General features: G+C 53.1%; 12 protein-coding genes. 2 read left to right on the forward strand and 10 right to left on the reverse strand.

Translation table 11 applies throughout. The features are described from left to right. Window positions 1–455: 455 nt before the first annotated feature. From EJQ19_RS24560 to EJQ19_RS24570, 3 genes are all read right to left on the reverse strand, one after another. A complete protein-coding gene (locus EJQ19_RS24560) occupies window positions 456–4214 on the reverse strand; it encodes an Npt1/Npt2 family nucleotide transporter (protein ID WP_126143884.1) in 3759 nt (1252 codons plus the stop codon). 188 nt (window positions 4215–4402) lie between these two features. Next, window positions 4403–4837, reverse strand: coding sequence for a DUF6526 family protein (locus EJQ19_RS24565; RefSeq protein WP_126143885.1), 435 nt, complete (start codon window positions 4835–4837; stop codon window positions 4403–4405). Window positions 4838–4890: 53 nt separating this feature from the next. After that, the gene (locus EJQ19_RS24570) at window positions 4891–5661 is read right to left on the reverse strand and encodes a GTP pyrophosphokinase (protein ID WP_126144003.1); all 771 of its coding nucleotides are present in this window, start codon (window positions 5659–5661) and stop codon (window positions 4891–4893) included. Between the two features lie 274 nt (window positions 5662–5935). On the opposite strand from EJQ19_RS24570, the gene EJQ19_RS24575 reads away from it, so the two are divergent. Together EJQ19_RS24575 and EJQ19_RS24580 are read left to right on the forward strand one after the other, a co-directional pair. Further along, window positions 5936–7228, forward strand: a complete 1293-nt coding sequence (locus EJQ19_RS24575) for an MDR family MFS transporter (RefSeq protein WP_126143886.1) — start codon at window positions 5936–5938, stop codon at window positions 7226–7228. A 606-nt stretch (window positions 7229–7834) separates the two neighbouring features. After that, window positions 7835–8446, forward strand: coding sequence for a transmembrane-type terpene cyclase (locus EJQ19_RS24580; RefSeq protein ID WP_126143887.1), 612 nt, complete (start codon window positions 7835–7837; stop codon window positions 8444–8446). A 151-nt stretch (window positions 8447–8597) separates the two neighbouring features. Here EJQ19_RS24580 and EJQ19_RS24585 read toward each other — a convergent pair whose 3' ends face one another. The 7 genes from EJQ19_RS24585 to EJQ19_RS24615 all read right to left on the reverse strand — a co-directional run bounded on the left by EJQ19_RS24585 (window position 8598) and on the right by EJQ19_RS24615 (window position 21295). Beyond that, a complete protein-coding gene (locus EJQ19_RS24585) occupies window positions 8598–10760 on the reverse strand; it encodes a PDC sensor domain-containing protein (RefSeq protein ID WP_164716706.1) in 2163 nt (720 codons plus the stop codon). Between the two features lie 220 nt (window positions 10761–10980). Then, complete coding sequence (locus EJQ19_RS24590; protein ID WP_126143889.1) at window positions 10981–12594, reverse strand: extracellular solute-binding protein; 1614 nt, start codon at window positions 12592–12594, stop codon at window positions 10981–10983. A gap of 70 nt (window positions 12595–12664) precedes the next feature. Then, window positions 12665–13549, reverse strand: a complete 885-nt coding sequence (locus EJQ19_RS24595) for a carbohydrate ABC transporter permease (RefSeq protein ID WP_126143890.1) — start codon at window positions 13547–13549, stop codon at window positions 12665–12667. 27 nt (window positions 13550–13576) lie between these two features. Continuing rightward, on the reverse strand, window positions 13577–14470 hold the full coding sequence (locus tag EJQ19_RS24600) for an ABC transporter permease (RefSeq protein WP_126143891.1): 894 nt from the start codon (window positions 14468–14470) through the stop codon (window positions 13577–13579). A gap of 242 nt (window positions 14471–14712) precedes the next feature. Beyond that, window positions 14713–16860, reverse strand: coding sequence for an alpha-L-rhamnosidase (locus EJQ19_RS24605; RefSeq protein WP_164716707.1), 2148 nt, complete (start codon window positions 16858–16860; stop codon window positions 14713–14715). Between the two features lie 228 nt (window positions 16861–17088). Continuing rightward, entirely contained in the window at window positions 17089–20559 is a 3471-nt protein-coding gene (locus EJQ19_RS24610; RefSeq protein ID WP_126143893.1) for a sugar-binding protein, read from the reverse strand. A 229-nt stretch (window positions 20560–20788) separates the two neighbouring features. Next, the gene (locus EJQ19_RS24615) at window positions 20789–21295 is read right to left on the reverse strand and encodes a CcdC protein domain-containing protein (protein WP_241243072.1); all 507 of its coding nucleotides are present in this window, start codon (window positions 21293–21295) and stop codon (window positions 20789–20791) included. Between the last annotated feature and the right edge of the window lie 66 nt (window positions 21296–21361).

Genomic DNA, 21361 nt, shown 5'->3' on the forward strand with positions numbered 1-21361 from the left:
CTAGACCCCTCTATTTCGCCACAAACGTCACTTTCCGGTGATTTAAGAGGGGCTCGGCACTGCTAATTTGTTTGTCGAATGAGTCACTCATACGTTCATGTGCCGTAATGAGAAAAATAAGCGTGGTTCACCGCTTCTATTTCGGCCTTTTCGCGAGAATGGCGAGAAATAAGAGTGGTAGACCACGCTTATTTGTTTCAAATCCATTATTTCGGGGGCAGTAGTTCCGCAATAAGAGCGGTTTACCCCCTCTATTTGCACGCAGCCGAGGGAAATCCAGGAAATAAGAGTGGTTCACCACTCTTATTCTCTAACAATCCGGTAACCCCTCATTGGCGCGGCATTACCGGGGCAACAAACGATTACCTGCCATCATCGACACCACCGGCGGTGCCAGTCGGCTTGATGGGCTGCAGCCACCGTCCACGTCGATCGGCCGGAAGAGCTAAAGCTCCTTAGTTCATCCCTCGCAGCCGATCCGCGATGACGCGCATCATACTACGCAGCACGTCGATGTTCTGGAAACAGAAGCTGAACACGAGATCGCGATGCAATCTCATGAGCACGGCAGGCTCGGCAACGGTGCAGTCCGCCGAGCGCGGGCCGCTGTCGATGATCGCCATCTCGCCGAAGAAATCGCCCTCTCCCAGCATCGCGAACGTGTCGCTGCCGCGATGCACGCGGATGCGGCCCTCGATGATGCCGTACATGCTGTCGCCAAAGTCGCCGGCTTTGCAGATCGTATCTCCCGGCGCGTAGGCGACTTCTTCGACCATCTGCGCTAACCAGACGAAGTCCTTAGGCGCGAGGTGGGCGAAAAGCTCAATCTTCTGGAGCACCAGAATGCGCCGCAGGATGACGCCGTTGCTTGTCAAATCGGATACAACTTCCTCCACGTCTGCAGCTGACTCAATAGCCGCTACCGGTCTGCCCTCACCAGATGACACCTGTTCCGCCACCGCAACACTTGCCGCTTCTTCCAACACTTGTCCCGTTCCCGATACGCTTGCCTCATCCGCCAACACCTGCTCCATTCCTGCGGCTACCTCAGCGGGAGTTGCATCCGGATGGTGAGTCTGCACCTCGGCCGACACCCCTTCTCCCCCGGTTCCACTTGTCCCCGCCTCCGCGCCGGCCGCCGCCTCCTGCGCCGCCCTGCCGCGCGCGAGCTCCGAGCGCAGTCGGCGCGAGAGAAGCTTCATCATTTCGACGGCGATGCTTTTTTGGTCGAACATCATGTCGTAGAACACGGCCGAGTCCAGCCGCAGCAGCTGCGAATCGGCTTCCGCCACAATCGACGCCGTGCGCGCGCTCTGGGTGAGAATCGCCATCTCACCGAAGCAGTCCCCCGGCTTCAGGCTGCCGAGCTTCGCGCTCGCCCGGTACACACCGGCTGCGCCCTCGACGAGGAGCATCAGGGAATCCCCGGGATCCCCTTCGCGGATCACTACAGTGCCCATCTCCACCTCGATCGGGTGAAGCCGTACGGCGATGGCGGCGAGGTCCCGGCTCGTCAGCCCCTGGAACAGCGCCACCTGGCGCAGCAGCTGCACTCGATGCATGAGCTCCTCAAGCTCTGCGTCGCCGCTTCGGCCCGACTCCCGCTGCAGCAGGTGGCGGATCGACTGGGCGAGCCAATCGTCTCCTTGCTCCGCCAGCCAGCTCAGATGCAGCGTCCGCTCTGTCGGGCTCGCCGCATGCTTGCCAAGCTCGCGCGGGCTCGCCATCAGCTTGGCCATTTCCGTGCGCAGCGCGCCGTGCAACGTCTGGTCGATGACCTCCTCCGCGTTCGCCTGCTGGCGCGAGTCACCCTCCGACCAATCCAGGTATACCGCCTGCATCGTCTGGCTGTCGTGCAGCAGCGACAGCAACTGGAACACGCGTCGGCTCATCGCCCGGCGGTTTTCCTGAACCATTTTCACAATTTCCGTATACTGTTCGTCCCCTGCGATAGCGGAGCCGTGCTCTGCAAATTGGCCGTGCAGCTGAATTTCCTCCAAAATGTACGTCTCCGTCAGCTTCGCATCGACCGCCATATGCGGCTGCAGCTGCTGCATACGGAGCAGCGCCTCGACGATGCGGTCGCGCAGCTCGTACGGAGCCGCCGCATAGCTGGCGAACAGCAGACCTACCGATGCCTCCCCCGGCATCCGCTCAAACACCGCCGGCATATAAAGCCGGACGCTCCGTTCTTCCAAATACGGGGCGAGCTGCGGCAGCACCACGTCTTCATCGTAAGCGGCCAGTGCCTCTACCGCATGACGACGCGTTTGATTGTCCCGCAGCAGCGCCACAATCGCATCAATCAGCGGAGGCACATGCAGAATGGCCGCCGACTCCAGCGCCCGGATCCGCACCTGCGGACTCCGGTCCTCCAGAAGCGCGCGCAGCGGTTTGTAGAAGTTTTTGACCCGAATCTGTCCAAACAGCGACGCCATCGCCATCCGTTCTTCCTCCTGGCCGCTCTCCAGCATGTCCTTGAGCTTGCCGACCGCACGGAACATGCCCTCAATGCCGTAATATTTGACAAGTCCTGCGATGGCGGCGGCCTGAATTTCCACTTTTTCCGCGTCCAAATGCCCCGTGATCTCATCCAGATACGCATCATCTGCATAGGCCGACAGCGCGAGCAGCGCTTTGGCCCGAACGGGCGGCGACTCTGCGTGAAGCAGCGCCTGCACATCCCCCTCGAACCCCGCCGGCACCCGCTCCTCCACATAGGACAGCGCCTCCATCACAACTTCCGGCGCCCTATGCCGCAGCAGATCACGCACATGCGGCGTCAAATCGTAGGATGCTTCTTTTAATAACCCGAACGCATACAGAGCCTGTTGTTTATCCGGAGATCCCAACGTCTCAATCAAAATTTGCCGAGTCACGGAGTCCATCAAATTGAGTTCGATTTGCGTGTCGTCGGTCGCAGTTTTGAGATTGGCGAGGAGGGTGCTGAGGTACGCTTTTTTCACTTTGATGCCGGCCCCGATCCCCACCAGCAGCAGCGCCAGCACAATATAGCTCAGATCCTCCGGCGCTACCCACCTCGTCACAAGCAGCAAGCAGATCGCCGCCAGCCCTTTTGCACCATTGCGAACGATGCCGTCGAGGAAACCCTTGGCTTTGCCCCGCCACTCCGGCGGAACCGGAAACATCACGAGCTGGCTCACCGAGGAGTAGATCGTGTCTCCGACGACCTTGTCGCTCCCCTTGACCATGACGGCCATCGCCAACACAGGCAGCACAAGCACGCCCAAGCTTCCCGCAAACAGCACGACAGGAAAAATCAGCAGCGCCGTCATCACGCCGAATCGGGTAATGATTTTGCCGGAGACGAACAGCTGCACGAAAAGCGCAATCAGTCCCGAGAAGCCGTAAAAGCTCCCCATAAAGCCGGCCAACGCCTCGTTCTGCAAGGTTCCCCGCAGGATGACTTTGAACTGGTAGTCGATCAAGGTCAGAGACAGCACGAGGGCGGCGGCCAGTATCGCTACATATTTGAGATGGGGAACGCTGGCAAAAAGCCCCGACTTCTGCGCATTCGCCCGCTTGACGGCAGGGGCGGCGGCCTGTGCCGGCTTCGTCTCTGCAGCTGACTCCTTCTTCGTCGTACGTAAAATAACGTACACCGCCGCCATCCCAAGCAGCTGCAGCGCTGCATAGAAGTAGATCAGGTTCGCCGTGCCGACCAGCGGTACCAAGGCTTTTAACCCGAACCCGCTCAAAATCCCGCCTACGATCCCCCCGCTGCCGACGAGGCCGATCATTTGCTTCGCTTTGCGCTGATCCATGACCGAAGTCGCAAACTGCCAAAAGCATACGATCATCAGAAAATTGAACACATCGTAGCCGATATACATGACCGGAAACACCCAGCGCAGCTCCATGCCTACGCCCAGCCGGGAGACCAAGACAAGCGCACTAATGAGCGGGATCAGCACCTTGATCAGCGTGTCCAGACGCACTTTAGGCGAAAACCGCTGAAACAGAATCCCCGCCGTGATCATGACCATCGCCTGCGGCAGATACATCACCGACAAGTACGAATTGTCGAACCGGCTCAAAAACAGCGTGTCCGCCGCCGTCCGCCCGATCGTTGATGCCGATACGACACAGAATAAGTAGACAAACAGGAGGAGCACTTTGCGGTACTCTTTTTTATCCTCAGACCATTTATGTAAAAATGCTTGAAATGCCTTCCCCTTCACCACCCTGCTCATGCACACCGCTCCATCCGTCAGATTCTGTGTAACGAAATCATCTATGGAAATTGTACCAGAAGTCCTAGTGTAAAATAACTAAGTTTCGACAAAATTTGTGGGGGATTCACAAAAAAGAGAGTGCAGATGCCGGAAGCATCCACACTCTCTTTTTATTTAAGCCACAGTATGAGCATTACCTGTACCAACTAAATCCGCTCATGATCCGCGCGCCAATCGCGAATCTGCTTCTTGACCGCATCCGGAGCGAGGCGCTCGGCAGCGGCTTTCTCCGCCAGCGCGGGAAATTCGGCATCCGATGCGAAACGCAGCGCGGCAATTTGGCCTGGGGTAAGGCTCGCATCCAACAGCTTGCCCGTCAGCACGTAATGGCGAAGGTTCTCCTCCGCCCGAATCGCGCGGTCCTGCGCTTTGAGCGGGTAAGAGCGAAGCAGCAAAAACACCACAATCACAATCAGCGTGATCAGCAAAAACAAAACCGCAGGCAGCAAATCCTCTCCCGCCTTGAGGCTGTTCACCAGCTCGAACATGGCGGCCACGATGAGCGCAAAAATGAGCAGTGACAATACGTAGTGAAACAGCGGGTGCATCCTTTTGTGATTCGCGTAGTTCTGAGCCTTCATGTGCCGAATCCCCTCTTTTTTCCAAATTAGGACTACCTCAGAGCTCTCCCGCTCTACGACTTGTCCTCATCCCCATCATTATTCATAAGCGCCGACATTAATGCTTTCGGGAGCGCAAACTGCTGATTATTAATGATAATCCGGTTCAGAGAATCCGCCGCCTCGTCCGACTGCTCCGCCTGGATCTCGTCAATTTCACGATGCAGACGCTCCATCTGCTCATCCAGCTTCGCGGCCACGTCCGCGGCCTGCTTTAACTCCTGCAATAAACGCTGGGGAACCGCCTGATTGCCCTCTTTGAACTTGTAAAAGATTTTGTGCTCCAGGCTCGCCCAGAAATCCATCGCCACCGTACGAATCTGCACCTCCATGCAGACACGCTCGGTCCGGTCCGACATATGTACGGGCACCTCGATCAGCAGATGAAGGCTTTGGTAGCCGTTCGGCTTCGGGTGCTTGATGTAATCTTTTTCGCTCAGGAGATGGAGGTCGCTCTGGTTCTTCAACATGTCACTGAGGACATAAATGTCCGAAACGAACGAGCACGTAATGCGCAGGCCCGCGATGTCCTTCACATTGCCCCTGATGCCGTCAAAAGACAGATCGCCGCCCTTGCGGTACAGCTTCTGAATAATACTCTCCGGCGACTTCAGCCGAGATTTGGTATGTTCGATCGGGTTGTATTCGTGGAGCATTTCAAATTCCTGAACAAGAATCTCGATGCGCGTCTCCATTTCATCCAGGGCAAATTTATACGTCATCATAAAACGCGTCAGCTCGTGCTTGAAGTTTTTCAAATCCTGCATGGAAAGCGTACTAAGCATATTCACGGGTGATTTCATCCTTTCACTGCCGTTATTTATTTCGGTACACGCACCCGTGGAGGGTGCGATGCTGCGCCGGTGCGCCGGCGCGCCGGGAATTCCGAACGGTTCCAATTTTTAGTGTAATGGAGTTGGGGCGGGGTTGCAAATTGTACGGAAATAATGGTCTATTCCGGATTCAGTCTCCGGATGGATGTCTTGTTATTAACCATAGGTTAATATAGTATAAAAAGAAAGATAGACAACCAGAAAGAATCAGAGAGGCTTCTTCTATATGAAAATCAGAGATTGGGACACGAATTTGAAAATCCGCCTCGGCGGGGAGACCGCGTTTAACGTAATTTTTTGGACGTTTTTTCCGTTTCTATCGATTTACTTCGCCGAGGCGTTCGGCAAAGGCTGGGCAGGCCTGCTGCTCATCCTGTCGCAGGCGCTCTCGGTTGTGGCGAACTTGCTCGGCGGCTACTGCGCCGACCGATTCGGCCGCAAGCGCATGATGGTCATTGCGGCTTCCGCGCAGGCCGCAGGCTATGGGCTGTTCGCCCTTGCCGCCTCGCCGGCGGTGGGCCTGCCGGCCCTGAGCTTTATCGGCTTCTGCGCAGCTAGCTTCGCCGGCTCTTTGTACTGGCCCGCCAGCCAAGCCATGGTGGCGGACGTCGTGCCGGAAGAACACCGCTCGAGCGTGTTCGCGATTTTTTATACGGCAGCGAATATGGCCGTGGTCGTCGGCCCGCTGCTTGGCTCTTTGTTGTACAAGGACAACCCGTACATGGTGCTGTTTGGCGCAGCGGTGTTCTGTGCGCTGCTCGCGTTGTTCATGAGCCGGCGGCTGGCGGAGACGCTGCCGGCTTCTGTGGCGGAGCGCCGCCGCTCGTCGGCCGGCGAGCCGTGGTACCGGGTCGTCGGCGCGCAGCTGCGCGACTACCGGGTCATCGCCACGGACCGCGTGTTCCTGCTGTTCGTGCTGGCCGGCGTGCTGCTGTCGCAGACGTTCATGCAGCTCGATCTATTGTTCCCCGTTTTCCTGCAGGAAACGGTGCCGCTTAGCACGATTTTTAGCTTCGGCGACTGGAACCTGGACGTGACGGGCAAGCAGTTATTCGGCCTGATCGTGTCCGAGAATGGCCTGTTCGTGGCGTTGTTCACCGTTGCGATCACGAAATGGATGCTGGCGTTCCGCGATCGGTACGTGTTTATCGGCGGGGCGTTGATTTATGCGGTGGGCATGGTGCTGTTCTGCCAGATGTCCACCTTCTGGGGCTTCACGCTCGCCATCGCCGTGTTTACGCTCGCCGAGCTGATGTCGGCCGGGCCGCAGCAGGCGTTCGTCTCGCGGCTGGCGCCGGAGCAAATGCGCGGCCAGTATTTTGCGGCGGCAAGCCTGCGGTATACGCTGGGCCGCACGCTCGCGCCGCTGTCGATCCCGCTGAGCGCGTGGATCGGGTATGTGTGGACGTTCAGCCTGCTCGCCGGGCTGGCGGTGGCAGCCGCTGTGCTGTACAATGCGATGTTCAATCGCTTTGAGGGCGCAAGCGGTGAGCGAGCAAGTTCCGTGTTGCCGGGTTAACGCGTGCGGCCGGAGTTTCTCGAGCAGCTGGGTCGTCTGCTCGTGTCAGGCTGCGAGCTTCACGTTATATTTTAGCTGCGTGTCAGAGGGGGGCCGCGACCATTGGGGAGTTGCGGTTCGGAGTGGTTTGCGTCTAACGGACAGCGGCGTCTCTTACCGGCGGATTATCGTGGTTTTCGCATCGGTAACGGACATTTCTGTCTTTTAGGGGCAAATCTGGGCGTTTTGAAGGCAGAAAACAGCTTTAACAGTCGCGGATGACCGTTACAAATCGCAAAGGGGGCTTCTCTGCGGCTAAGGGATTTTTTTGTCCCTTATAATCTCAACCGCCTAGTAGGTGAGCTGTTCTATTTTTCGCTTGATTTGATCAAATGCTAAGGGAAATAAGAGCTTTTGCATCAAAAAGAGCTGTCGCACCTTTGCATGGGTGCGTGGATTGAAATACGAGTAAAAGGTTGATCGGCTTTTCGATGCAAGTCGCACCCTGCATAAGTGCATAGATTGAAATATCTGGCAGCCACTACACCGCCCCCGTCCCCCGTCATAGACAACCCAAGCCCTTCATATTTATCTATGAAAGAGCTTGGGAAGGATGTGAAGAGCGGCATGGACTCCCTTTTGAATCATGAAGCGGAACGCTGGCTGCAGTTGGGGCTTGCTTTTTTCTGGACGGTCACTTATGTGCTCATCATCCTGCAGGGGTTCCGCGACCGAACTTGCGGCATGCCCTTGCTGGCGTTATGCGCCAATCTTACGTGGGAATTTCTGTACGGCTTCATTATCCCGTTCGACCCGTTTCAAAAAATCGGCACGAGCGTCTGGTTCGCCCTGGATTGTGTAATTTTCCTGCAGTTTCTCCTCTACGCTTCGCGCGAAACAACCCACAAAAAGCTCCTCTATCTCTCCGTCGCCGGCCTGCTCGTGATGGCGCTGTTGCTGCACTATGGCATGCACGTGGAGTTTCACGACAAGGAAGGGAAATATTCCGCCTTCGGCATCAATCTCATGATGTCGCTCCTCTTCATCATCATGTGGCTGAAACAGCCAGGCAAAGGCCAGTCGCTCGCCATCGCCTACGCCAAAATGATCGGCACTTTATGCGCCTCGATCCTGGGATACGCCATGTATCCGGAGTCTCTTTTACTGACAACGCTGTATATCCTGACGTTCCTGCTGGATCTCCTGTACGTGATCGTCGTCACGAAGCCAAGCCCTTAGACGCCTCCCATCACGCACCGCCAACGATCCTAACCCGCCGCATCCCAGCATGCAAAAGAAAAGCGCCACCATCCTCAGAGGGACAGCCACGCTTATGAATAGGTTCGTCCCTAAGCATTGCTCGCTAGTTTGCCCATTGTGTCCATTCGGCCTACACGCTGTCCTTCTTCCCATGCTCTCGATATTCCGTGGGCGTCAGCGCAGTCAACTTTTTAAATATGCGAACAAAACTGTTTACATTGCTGTAACCGACCGCCTCGGCAATATCCCGGATGCGTCCCTCTGTTTCGGTCAACAGCTTCTTGGCCTGGCTGATCCTGAGATTCATCAGGTAATCGATGAAGTTGCTTTCTGTCTGCTCTTTGAATAATTTGCTGAGATGGGACAGGCTCACCCGAAATTCGTCAGCCAGCAAATTCAAGGAAAGCTCGGCCCTGCCATAATTACCGTGAATATAGGCCAACACCTTTTCAATTAGATCATTCTTTTCCCGGCTGCTCCGCTTCTGACGGATCGCTTCCATGCATTCTCGCAGCGTTTCCAGCATGAACCGTTTCATGTCTTCGAGACTTTCATACTGGTGCAGTGATGTTCGCATTTCCTGCGGCATGCGAAGTTGTGCTGGCTCAACCCCCGCTTCTCCAGCGACCAGGACAGCCTTCATCAAACATTGCAAGTTAATCTGCCGAATCATTTCCGGAGGAATACCGTATTGGGTGAAGGCATCAAACCAACGATCCATCTGTGCTATTAGCTTTTCCCCATCCAATAGCTTGAGCGAATCCATCATCCCGTCGGTCATAGCGATCAATCGATATAGCAGTGCGGATTCACCAATTTGCACATCATCCCGAGTAATAACGGTATTGCCTCCAAGAATCAAACGGTAGGCCAGCACGTCACAGGCCTGCCTGAAAGACAAATGAATCTCTTCCGCAGAACCGGCCAACCCGCCCACGCCGATAGTGACTGTGCGATTGAAATTTTCCATTACATAATTCTTGATAAGCTCCGCTACCACACCAGCCCTTAATTCGGCTTCTCCATCGCCATCGGAGAAACTCATGAGGATGGCGCAGCAACCGTTCTCAAGTTCGATTGCCATCCCTTTACCTTCAGCATGAATCAATTCTTCCGCTATATTACACAGGGCGTAATTGTACAGATGGACATCCCGAGGCGTCAGTTCATGGCGCTGGTCGAACTCCGCAGCCAGGACAACAAAACGGTTCATATCCAGTTGCATCCCTAGCATATCCATATACTGTCGGGTATTGGCAATGTTAATCTTATAGTTAGACAGCAATTCCATGATCAATTGCCATTTCAGTATCGGTTTGGTTTCCCGAACCTGTTTCCTGAGCTGCTCACTATTCTCCAGAATGTCCTCAAAACGGGACTCCATCAGCCGGAGACTCGCTTCTCCGCCACCGCTCAATTCTTGGGGAAATTGAGCGTTCAGCCTTAATGCAAGATTGCCCAGAAAACGGTTCAGCGGTTTGAATGTCCATCTCCCCACTGCGAGGGCAAGCACGACTGCCAATAGCAGTATAACACCGGACAAAACAGCCAGTGTGTTACGGATCACCAGCAGGGGCTTATTCATCTCAATATCCGAGACAATTCTCACGATCCTCCAACCCGTATAGGGATTAACCTTATAAAAAACGGTAGAAACCCGATTGTTCAACTTGGTCTTGAACGTGCCTGCGTTCTTGCCCTCGGCTGCGATTTGCGCCACAAACGGTATAGAGCCCAGATTCTCTCCCAGCTGGGACTGATCTTGATGAATGACCACCCGTCCCTCTTTATCCAAAACCAGATTCAAACCCTGTGCATCCTCCTCATGATGAATCAGCGGCAGCAGCATCTCTTCCTTCAAATTAACGGCAACGGCACCCTTGCGGGCGCCGGAAGAGTGAATCAAGGGATAGGTCCTAACCAATGTCACCACATTGCGATAAATCGGAAAGGAGGAATTACTAATCAGCACCTTACGGCTGGCCAGCCAGTCCGAATAGCCGTCATACTGGGCAAAATGGCTGATCCAGGCGTAATCCCTCAGCCTCAGTTCCTCGGTAAGAATATCACCGGACACCAGTCGATCTTGGGAATAGGAATAGAGATCCACGGAGAACAGGTAGTCATCGCTGCGGATAAGCCTATCAATATGGCTGCCGACCCGGTAATCATTGCTGGTCCGCTCCCCTTGGGGCAAGTTGTCGTCAAAGAATTTCTTGACCTCGTCATACTGAACCAATTGAATGGCCTCGTTGTCCACATTTTTCAGCACTAGCTCCAGCTTCTGTTCCATGTGCTCCAGCAGCTCCATATTGGTGCCGATAAGACGTTCCTTCAGATCATTTGTGAAAATGAAGTAAGAGAGCACCGCCGATACCGTTACACTCAGGAACAGGAGCATGATTAGACCTGTTATCATCTTTTTCATCCATTGATTCTGCACACGGTTCATGTTCCTGTTCCTTTCACATGTGTAATTGGCGTCGACGGCGCATACAGCTTAGCTCTGGTCGTTATTTAAAACTTGCCTTGTTGGCTTCGTACCAATCCTGCGCCAGTGCCTCTACCTTTTCTCCGCCAAGCCGTTTCCATTCCTTGCGAATTTCCTCCAGACCCCAAGGAGCGGTATACGAGTTGCCTTGCATCGTCACCTTGGCCCGAATATCCTCTATAAAAGGCTTCAGCGCTGTCTGGATATCATTCAGTTCCGTAAAATTAGGCTGATACGGAATATCTCGACGGAAAGTGTTTTTCATCGCCGTCTCCAGACCTTTCTGACTCAAAGCAGCGACCTTTTGGGAAACAGCGTCGGGAGCTGCTTTCACCAGCAGATCAGCCGGGGAAAACTTGGCATTTCGCAGCACTGCATATTCAGGAGCATAACTAACTTCTTTCTTGTATTTGTCCGAATCCAACTGCTGCGGCACATTGTTGACCAACTTATAATGCGTACCCTCAGTTCCGTTGACCAGCGTCATCCAGCCTTTGTCCACCAACCAATCCAAGTATTCTACCGCAGCCTTAGGATTTTTCATTTCCTTATTGAAAGCTACAAATATGAAGGGCTTGGTCTCCTGATACAAACCGAATTTGCCGTTTTTGGTGGAAACGGGCTCAAGCGGAACCGGATTAGCATCCGGAACATTCTTCCACATGTCCTTAATATGAGTTTCCATAGCGCCGCTTCCCCAGCTCGCCACATAAATACCAGCTTTGCCTGTCGTCCACAACTGATTGGCACGCTGGAAGTTCTTATCTGTCAGATATTCCTTGTCCACCAGTCCATTCTCGTACATAAGCTTCTCCAGAGCCATACTATCTCCAAAGCGATCCAGCGTGGGACCGTACTTCATTTTCCCGTTCTCCAGATACCACTGGTTGCTCATGGCCGCATTCATGGCGGAGTAGGCATCAAATGTAGTACTGCCTACCAACGGAACGGTATCCGCCTTTCCGTTACCGTCCGGATCCTTGTCCTTAAAGGCTTTGGCCACTTCGATTAGTTCATCCATCGTCGTTGGTGTCTTCAGTCCCAACTTATCCAACCAATCCTGCCTGATCCACATGCCATGGTTGGCAACAGAATCCAGCGTACGCTCCGTGGCTACGGCATACATCTTGCCTTCGAAGGTAAGATAGGCCTTCAGTTCGGGATGCTCCTGCAAGTATTTCTTATAAGAAGTGCTGTATTTCTCAATATATTGGTCGATTGGCTGTATAGCGCCCTGTGTAATTAACTTGCCGATATACGTACGATCATACTCCCAGATCAGATCTGGAGCCTGATTCGAGGCAATCAGCACATTAAGCTTATCCTGAGCCTGATTGCGGGGAACAGGCACAATCTTCACATCGATGCCAGACTGTTCCTTCATCCACTTCACCCAACGATTGTTTTCATATGTTCCCTCGTCACTGGATACCGCGCCTCTGTCGAACATTGAGATGCTGACAGTCTTGGGAAGGCTGGCATATGGATCTGCACTCGCATTGGTTCCTGAAGGTGATGTTCCTGATGGAATGCCAGCACCTTTCTCTGTTTGATTCGAGCATCCTGCAAACATGGTCCCTGCCAGCGCTAATACAGCCGCAGAAGCAACCCACTTTGTCTTCTGTCTGAATTTCATGTGTGACCTCCTGAATATTTTTATTATATCATGGCCGGACAGCAGCCTGTGATATCGATCCAACGCCGGATCAACCTTTGACCGAACCCAGCAAAACTCCCTTTATGAAATGCCTTTGCAAGAAAGGATACACACATAGAATAGGTGTAATGGAAAACACGATAGCGGCCGCACGGATCCCTTCCGGCGTAATGGTCTGTTGCGCGACACCCTCTCCACTGCGGAGCATTTCCGGACTGACCAGATCAATCATCTGGTAAAGCTTGACCATCAGCGACATCTTGTCTGTGCTGCGGATATAAATAAGCACGTTCATGTAAGAATTCCACCAGCCCACGGCATAAAACAGCGTCAACGCTGCGATGACAGGCATAGATAGCGGAAGGATAATCCTGAGCAGCACCACCCATTCATTGGCGCCGTCCATCGCCGCCGATTCCTCTATTTCCGCCGGCAGCCCCTCGAAAAAAGATTTCATTACAAACATGTTGTAGACACTGATCAGTGCCGGAAGCCAGATGGCCCAGTAAGTATTCACCAGCCCCAGCGTGTTGATCAGCAGAAAGTGAGGAATCATTCCACCGCCGAACAACATGGTGAAGAGTACCGCTTGCAGCATAACACTTCTGCCTCTTAAGCCGGGTTTGGACAAGGGATAGGCGGCCAAGGTGGTGAAAACCATATTCAGAAGCGTCCCGACTACTGTAATCAGCACGGTATTCTTCATGGCCACGATAAGCTGCCCATCCTCTATGAGATTGCGATACGCCGCAATGTTAAACTCCACAGGCCACAGAAACACCTCTCCCGCCGATATGGCTCTGCTGCCGCTGAGGGAGACGGCAATGATATTAATAAATGGGAATACCGTAGCAGCGGCACACAAGGCCAAAAAGATATTGTTCACCCAATGGCCTGCAGATGAGACACTTAAGCGTTTACGCTCGGGTTGCATATACCAATCATCCTTTCTTCGGGTGAACTACCACAGTCCCCGTTCCCCCATGGATTTAATCAACCAGTTGACGCTGACGACCAGGATCAGCGCCACGCAAGACTGGAACAATCCAAGAGCTGTAGTGTAACTATATTGCAGATTCTCGATGCCCCGCGTATACACATAGGTGCTGATAACCTCGGCCACTTTGGTAACAGCGGGGTTCTTCATGGCATACACCTGCTCGAAGCCTATGTCCATGATTCGCCCCACCTGGAGGATCATGAGAATGGCGGCTGTGCTTCGAATACCAGGCAGGGTTACATGCCACATCTGCCGCAGCTTGCCAGCCCCGTCTATTTTGGCTGCCTCGTAGAGCATCGGATCAATGGCCGTCATGGCCGCCATGTAGAGTATGGTACCGAAGCCTGCCTCCTTCCAGATGCCTGATACCACAAAGGAAACCGGCCACCATACGTTGCTGGCCATAAAGTAGATGGACTCCAATCCGAAAAACTTCAGCATCGTGTTGACGATGCCGGTAGAGGGGGATAACATCGCAATCACAATGGTGCCGAGTACCACCCATGAAATAAAGTGGGGAATGTAGAGCAGATTCTGCAACATTCGCTTGTACCCGCTAAGGCGCACTTCGTTCAGGAGAATCGCCAATACGACGGGCACAGGAAAGGCAAACACCAAATTGTACAGATTCAACAGCAGGGTATTTCGAAGCACAATATAGAAATCGGTACTGGAGAACAGCTTTCGGAAATGCTCCAGTCCCACCCAGGCGCTTCCCCAGATGCCGTCCGCCAGGCGGTAATTTTTGAAGGCGATGAGTTCGCCAAACAATGGCGCGTACTTGAACAAGAGAAAGTAAACAACCACAGGAGCGAGCATGAGATATAAATATTTGTCACGCAGAATAGGCTTCATCAGGCGCTGCCTCAGCCTCAAGCCGGCGTGGAGGCTATCCTGCCGCTGGAGTTGCGGTTTGATATTTTGAGAGTGCCGCACGGAAATTGCTCCTTTCTTGTCATTCGCCGACTGTGCCGGCATTCGATCTGATGCAACGGTAACATGCAGCCGGGATTTGCGAAATCTTCACCTTTTCATTCGGTATGCTTTATCGGTGGTATCTCATCTTCTTTTTTTGTGATAGACCCTCTTTTTTGTGATCATGACGGATTGCTTCGCGCTCTGGGAAAGCTATGTCTTCCAGGACCAAGTTCCTCCCCTAAAGTGCCCAACGTCAAAGTCGCGGTGCTCCCTTCCGGAATCAACACGGTAACTTTCCGCTCATCCCACGCAATTTCCAACCTCCCGAAGGGTGTGTCATGCCAGGCGTGAAGATTGCGGATATCATCAGGGATGTGGGGGGCCAGGCGGATTCTTCTGAATCCAGGGGCACCCTCGTCGATTCGAAAACCCGCCACAGCCTTGTAGTACCACGCACCGATCTCGGAAAACATAGGGTGATTCATAGACGAGCCGCCAAACCAGTTTTCTCCCAAAGTACCCGCGCAAACCTGCGTCATATAACCCCAACCGGGAAAATCCCGCTGGGAGGCAATCTTATAGGCCAGATCGAATCGTCCATGATCTGTCAGCGCATCCAGAATGAGCTTGGAGCAAAAAATCCCGCCCATAATATGATCATCCGCCAGTTCTACTGCCTTGACCAAGTTCTTTATCGTTTCTGCCACATCGTTCGTCAACCCGAACTCAAGCTTCATGGCATGGAATACCTGGCTGTCTGACTGAAAACGCCCGTACTCCCGTACAAATGCGCTCTTAATAACATCCCTTAGCCTGAATGCCCGCTCCTGACCTTCGTTCTTGTGCAGCACGCCACAACTTTTTCCAAACAAATCAACCATATGATACGCGTATCCGGTTAATAATGCTTCCTTTGGAAATGCAGGCGCCGAAGGCGGCGCTGACCAATCGCCAAGGCCTGTACGGCAAATACCGTTATCGAGTATAGAGGACAGGTATACCAAATATTTTTCCATAGGCTCACTGTACTTCTCCAAATATCGGGTCTCTCCGGTATACCGGTACAACTGCCAGGGCACCACGAAAAGCGCTGCGTCCCAGGCAGGACCGCACACCATCTGATCATACCCCCAGTTGCCGGCAGGAGCGATGCAGGGAATGCGGCCGTTGGGGCGCTGAGCTTCTACAAGATCATCCAGCCATTTCTCATAGGCACCGTCGATTGCAAAATTATAAAGAGCCTGCTCGCAGGAGAGATGAGCATCTGCGGTCCAGCCATTCTTCTCTCGATGAGGACAATCTGTGGGAATGTGGTGAAAGTTGGTCAGCGTGGAGCGGCGCACCGCTTGATGAATGGCCGTAATCAGAGGATTGTCGCAAACCAGACCTCCTGCATCAGGCAGATCGGTATGGAAGCAGCGCGCCTCTACCTCCAACGTCTCGAAGTCTCCGTAGATTCGCGCGTAGCGGAATCCGTGATAGCCAAACTCGCTGTGCCACACCTCCGTTCCGTCCCCAGACAGCACATATTCATCCTGCTGAAAGCGTTCGTCGTATACATGCTGCCGGTATCGCTCCAAATCTGGCGTTGCTGTAGAGCGAAGCAACTCGAAATACTGGATGGTGACCTTGCTGCCTCTGCTGCCCGTTACTTTAATTTCCACATTGCCAGACAGGTTCACGCCAAAATCGTAAATAACAGGCAATGGACAAGGCACCACACTCACGGGCATAATCCGCTCCCTTACCCGAATAGGAGGAATCCGCTGCTCCTTCATAACACCGCCAGGCCCCGGGACAATGATCGCCTTTCTCCATGCATTCACCTCGTATCCCGCGTCAAACGTTTCACCACACCGCAAAGAGTTGAATCGCGTGCCGCTTGGTGCGCAATCCCAACTGCTATCGGAAGAGAGGATAATTGTACCGTTCACAATCAATTCCATGGTCATTCTGGGCCGCCCCCGCCATGCCGCATGTTCAAATTCCCAGGCAGTGGCCTGCCGCTCATTGTACCAGCCGTTGCCCAGTGTCACCTCGATGACGTTTGCGCCGGGCGCAAGATATTCATTCACCTCATAAACATTGAACAACACCGTCTTGTCATAAGCGGTAAACGCCGGTTGCATGATATCTTCGCCCACGCGGCGACCATTAATCTTCATCACATAAAAGCCGAGTCCGCTAATGCGAGCATATACGTTCCCCTTGCATTCCGATGGCAGTGTAAAGCTTTTTCTGAAAACCGGGGACACATCGCCGGTACATTCGGCATACGCGATCCATTGCGATTTCCACGTACCCGTATCCATGTCTATGAATGCCACTTCCTTTCTTTTTCCTGTCGTTGTAAAAACCAGCTCTAACGGTAGCATGCAAGGCGAGGACTGAGAAATCATCAAGTTTTGTGCGAATCTTCATTTTCGTCAGTGTGCGCAGCATCGTTTTTTTGTGGAAGGCTTCCCTTTTTATGCTTCAAAAGATAAAAGGCCCATGATTGCCATCATGAGCCTTCCAATCATCTATGAACTGGCTGTGACTTAGCTTCTTGAGTGCTACTCCGGCACAACCAGCAGCAAATCCCCAAAGGCTTTAGGATCTTTGGATTCGCCAATCCCACCCATGTACGCCATCCAGCCACGTCGACCGGAGCCGTCGTTATCATTAATCAGCAGGGAGAATCCGAAGTCGGCGCCTGCAGTCGGAGCAATCCCCGCGGGCAGCAAGGCCGTCCACGGAATAGCCATTTCGTAGACAGTTGTACTGCTGCTGGCGTCGCGATAGACGGCTCGTTGTACACTATTCAACCCTCCCGCGCCTGCCGGAGTCTTCCATCTCCATAGGATGACATTGGATGCATCCGCGTTAAGCGCAAGCCCCATTTCATTGTACCCCAGCGTTGAGGAACCCAGTTTCCTCCCCGGATCAATGGCAAATTGAATGCCGTCGCCCTTCCAGATGTCGCTGCCTGTACCGCTTTGAGCATGAATATTATCTTGAACTGACACGGCCAGGTACAAATTATCCGCATCCCATTGCAGATATCCTGTCGCGCTGAGATCGTTGGTTCCCCCCCAATCTGCGATATGAGATTGGAAAGCCTGGTCAATAGCGATGGGCCTGGCGCCAGCCCATTCTCCTGCGCTCATCATGCCGTCAATTACGGGAGGCTGATCCGTTTGCTCCGCCGCCATGAAGCTAAGCTTTCGTTTCACCACCGTGTCCGCCCCATTATCCAGAATGGTCAGGATGTTAAGATCGTACAAAACGGCCTCCGGCTCTCCCGTAAATAGGTAGGTCACGGTTGTCGTGGAATTGGGCATAACCGTAAATGGCTGCGCAACGCTGCCATTCTCCCAAGGACCTGAACCTGAAATCTGCACCGTTCCAGATTGGGCAATATCCAGTTGATTGCGAATGCGAATCTCTGCCGCCCACTGATCTCCTTCCGGTGACGTTGTTAACTGCGGATAAACATCCAGACTGTACGGATCTTTAACGCTGATGACCGGAGCAAAATTCCCTTCAACATAAACCGGCTCCTCCGAAACCGGCAGCATTATCGTTCCGTCTGTCCCCGCAGAGAGCGCGGTACGATTGCCAAATAAATCGTAAGCCGTGGCGGTGGAAGCCCCAAGCTGCATCAGAAGCTGCTTGGAATCGCCTTGGCTCCAAGCGACAATCACGTCCTTGCCGTCGTGACTTCGATGGAACTGATATGCCTGTACCCGATCCCCTGGGGCATACGACTGCACATACGAAGCTCCGGACAGTCTGGAGACTGCAGCACGGTAGGCAATATAGTTTTCTTTGGCCGACCAAGGGACTGATTCATGATCCCCCCTGACAAGGCCAAAGTGACCCTCCAGACTTGTTTCTGGCTTGTTATCATTTTTAAAATCATACCAGAACACTTTCTCGGCAATGCCGCTGCTCAAGGCAAGCGTGTAGACTCTAGCCGCATATGCGCCTGATGTCCGCTCGCTTACTCCGCGATCGAGTACTTCACTGGTAGGCCAGCCGATTTCCGTCACCCAGACTGGCTTCGCAGGACCGTACGCGGCGAACAGATTATGAATGGCTGCCAGACTGGCAGCGAAGCCTCCGTCATCCGGGTTCACCGGGTAGGTGTAGGGATGGATGGACACAGCATCCATATAGCCATATCCCCCTGCCGCCAGAACGCGGCCGATCCACTCCGCATCCGCTCCGGATGTGGCGCAGCTGATAACGAAAGCATTGGGATTGGCTGCTTTTATTGCTGCATATGCTGCCTTCAGCACCTTGGCATAGGCTTCGGGGGAAAGACGATCCGGGTTCCCGCCGCCGATATTCCATTCATTCCATATTTCAAAATGATCCACCTTTCCCACGAAATGCTCGGCCAGCTTGCCTGCATAATTGGCGTAAGCAGCAATACCTTCATCCGTGTAAGGCGCTTTGCCCCCGTCATATAACGGATTGCCGTAATCAATAATTAAGATCGGATGAAGACCTTTGGATATCGCTGTGTCCACAAACAAATCCCAGGAGGCAGGAATCCCAATTTGCCCCGCTGTGGTTTCCGCCTTTTCCCACCGAGCGTCATCCCTGATCCACTTGATGCCCGTATCCGCAACCTGTGTAAGATACGTGTCAACCAGATTGGCGTCGGTTTTTCCCATCAAGTGAAGAGCCGTTCCAAAACTATTATCCGTTACGGGATCCGCAGGCGAATCAACCAGGCTAAAGGTAAACGCTTCCGTGAGGGCAGACTTTCCCGCTTCCTGGGCTGCCACAGACAACGTGTATAGCCCAAAGCGGTTCAGAGCAGACAAATTGACTGAACTCCGATACGTCGAGCCTGCCGTCACATGAGCATCAAAGCTCCCCCCGGGAAATACCTTGGAATCAGCACCCTTTAAGCTGTACGTTACATGCACATCCTTGTCTTGGGCGGCGTTGTTCTTCATGGTAAGATCCAACGATGCCAGATTGTCTGCCGTTACAATGTTGCCGACAGGACCGTCGGTGCCAATCACCAACTCTTTCAATTTGAGTGCAAGATCATCGAACCATACAGTACCAGAGACATTAGCATCCAGACGAACGTAAATCCGGAGGTATGCCGTACCAGGAAGCAGATGGTCCAGTTCCGCCGAATATTGCGTCCAGTCCTGCGTACCCCCGGTCCCCATCAACTTCATGGCATTGTTGTACCAGCCCAAGGAATTCATATCTGCGTCAGCCAGCAGCACATTGACACTGGCGCCGTCATTGCTGGATACTCCTGTCGTTTTAATCCAGGCTGACAAATCATACACATCATCGTCTTGAACCGGAATCAGGACGCTCCCCAAATATTGACCTTCAGTCCCCCCGGTTATACCGGCGCTAGTGTTTCCGCTATGCCGTACGGCGGTGTCCGCCCAGATGGCACCCTTCTTCATCGCCCACAAGCCAGACTCAAATCCCCCGTTCGCCAATGTATTGCCGGAGGTTTGTACCGCAAGATCATCGAACCACACGGTGCCGGAAACATTGGCATCCAGGCGAACATACACTCTGATGTAAGCGGTGCCAGAAGTAAATGCGCTTAGCTCGACCTTAAATTTCGTCCAATCCTGATCACCGCCAGTTCGAATCAGCTTCATAGCTCCGCTGTACCACCCCAGCGAGTTATTACTGTTGCCGATCATAAGGACATTGATGCTGGCCGCATCCGTTGTGGATATTCCAGCTGTTTTAATCCAGGCCGTTAAATCATAGACCGCACTGGCTTGCACGGGAATTAATCCGCTCCCCAGATATTGACTTGAGGCTGTGCCACTCATACTAGCGCTCTGGTTGCCGCTATGCTTGGTTGCTGTATCAAGCATAGTGCCTGTTTTTAATGGCCACGTCCCTGACTCAAATCCTCCGTTTGCAAGAAGATTCGCTGCTTCCTCCGCATGAGCCCGCCCTGCCAGATCGCCCGGTACACACAGGCTCACTATTAGTGCCATTACCAATGCGGCCATCAACCATTTCCGTTTTCCTCTTCTCATGAATAAAGCTCCTTTCTCATTGGTTTATTCATACTCCCTTTCGGTCAACCGAACCAAACGTACCATGACCAATAAACCCCAAAAATCTACACTTTTTCGTCAATTACGCTTTATCGATATTTCTGTTATCCTCTTTTTTTGTGCAAGATCTATTTTTTGAGCCGGAAAGCAAAAAACCTCCCTATCCACGACCCCAAAGGGGATGGATGGGAGGAAGGGAAGAGCTTCCCTATACTTGACTCAAGTTTTTCGCGAGTTCTTTCCGATATTTCACAAAGCTGCCGATGCGCCATACACAAATGTAAACATATGCCATTACCATTGTTAATGTCGTAAATTCCGTGTAATTCAACGATTTCAAATACTGCGACAGCACAACCCGAATGACGATGATGGCGATCAGGACATATTTGAAATTTTTATTCGGCTTCCCATACACTTCGCCGTCTTCCCGCTTCTCGTAGCCTGTGTGGTACAGCATAATGCTGCCCAAGACTGCGCCTAGCACGACTGCGCACAGATCCTCCCACAGCGCAGGCGCATGGAACGGCTGGTTGGGAATATGCATCAAAGAGGAGATGCTAAAACCGAATACGACTAAAAGAATCACGACCGGAATCAACATATTGAACCCTTTATTGCGGATAGGGCGATCACTGCGGCGGCTCCGCAGCCAGAAGACAAGAATAATAACGACGGCCATGATCGCATAGCCGATGAGCGTTTGGCTGTTCATACTGAACTCCTTTCAGATATACGTGTTACCTCTAGCTTGCACTTCATATTGTAAAATAAGACCCAC

Origin of the sequence: Paenibacillus whitsoniae (genome assembly GCF_003955665.1) — a bacterium.
In the GTDB taxonomy this organism is placed as follows: Bacteria; Bacillota; Bacilli; order Paenibacillales; family NBRC-103111; genus Paenibacillus_E; species Paenibacillus_E whitsoniae.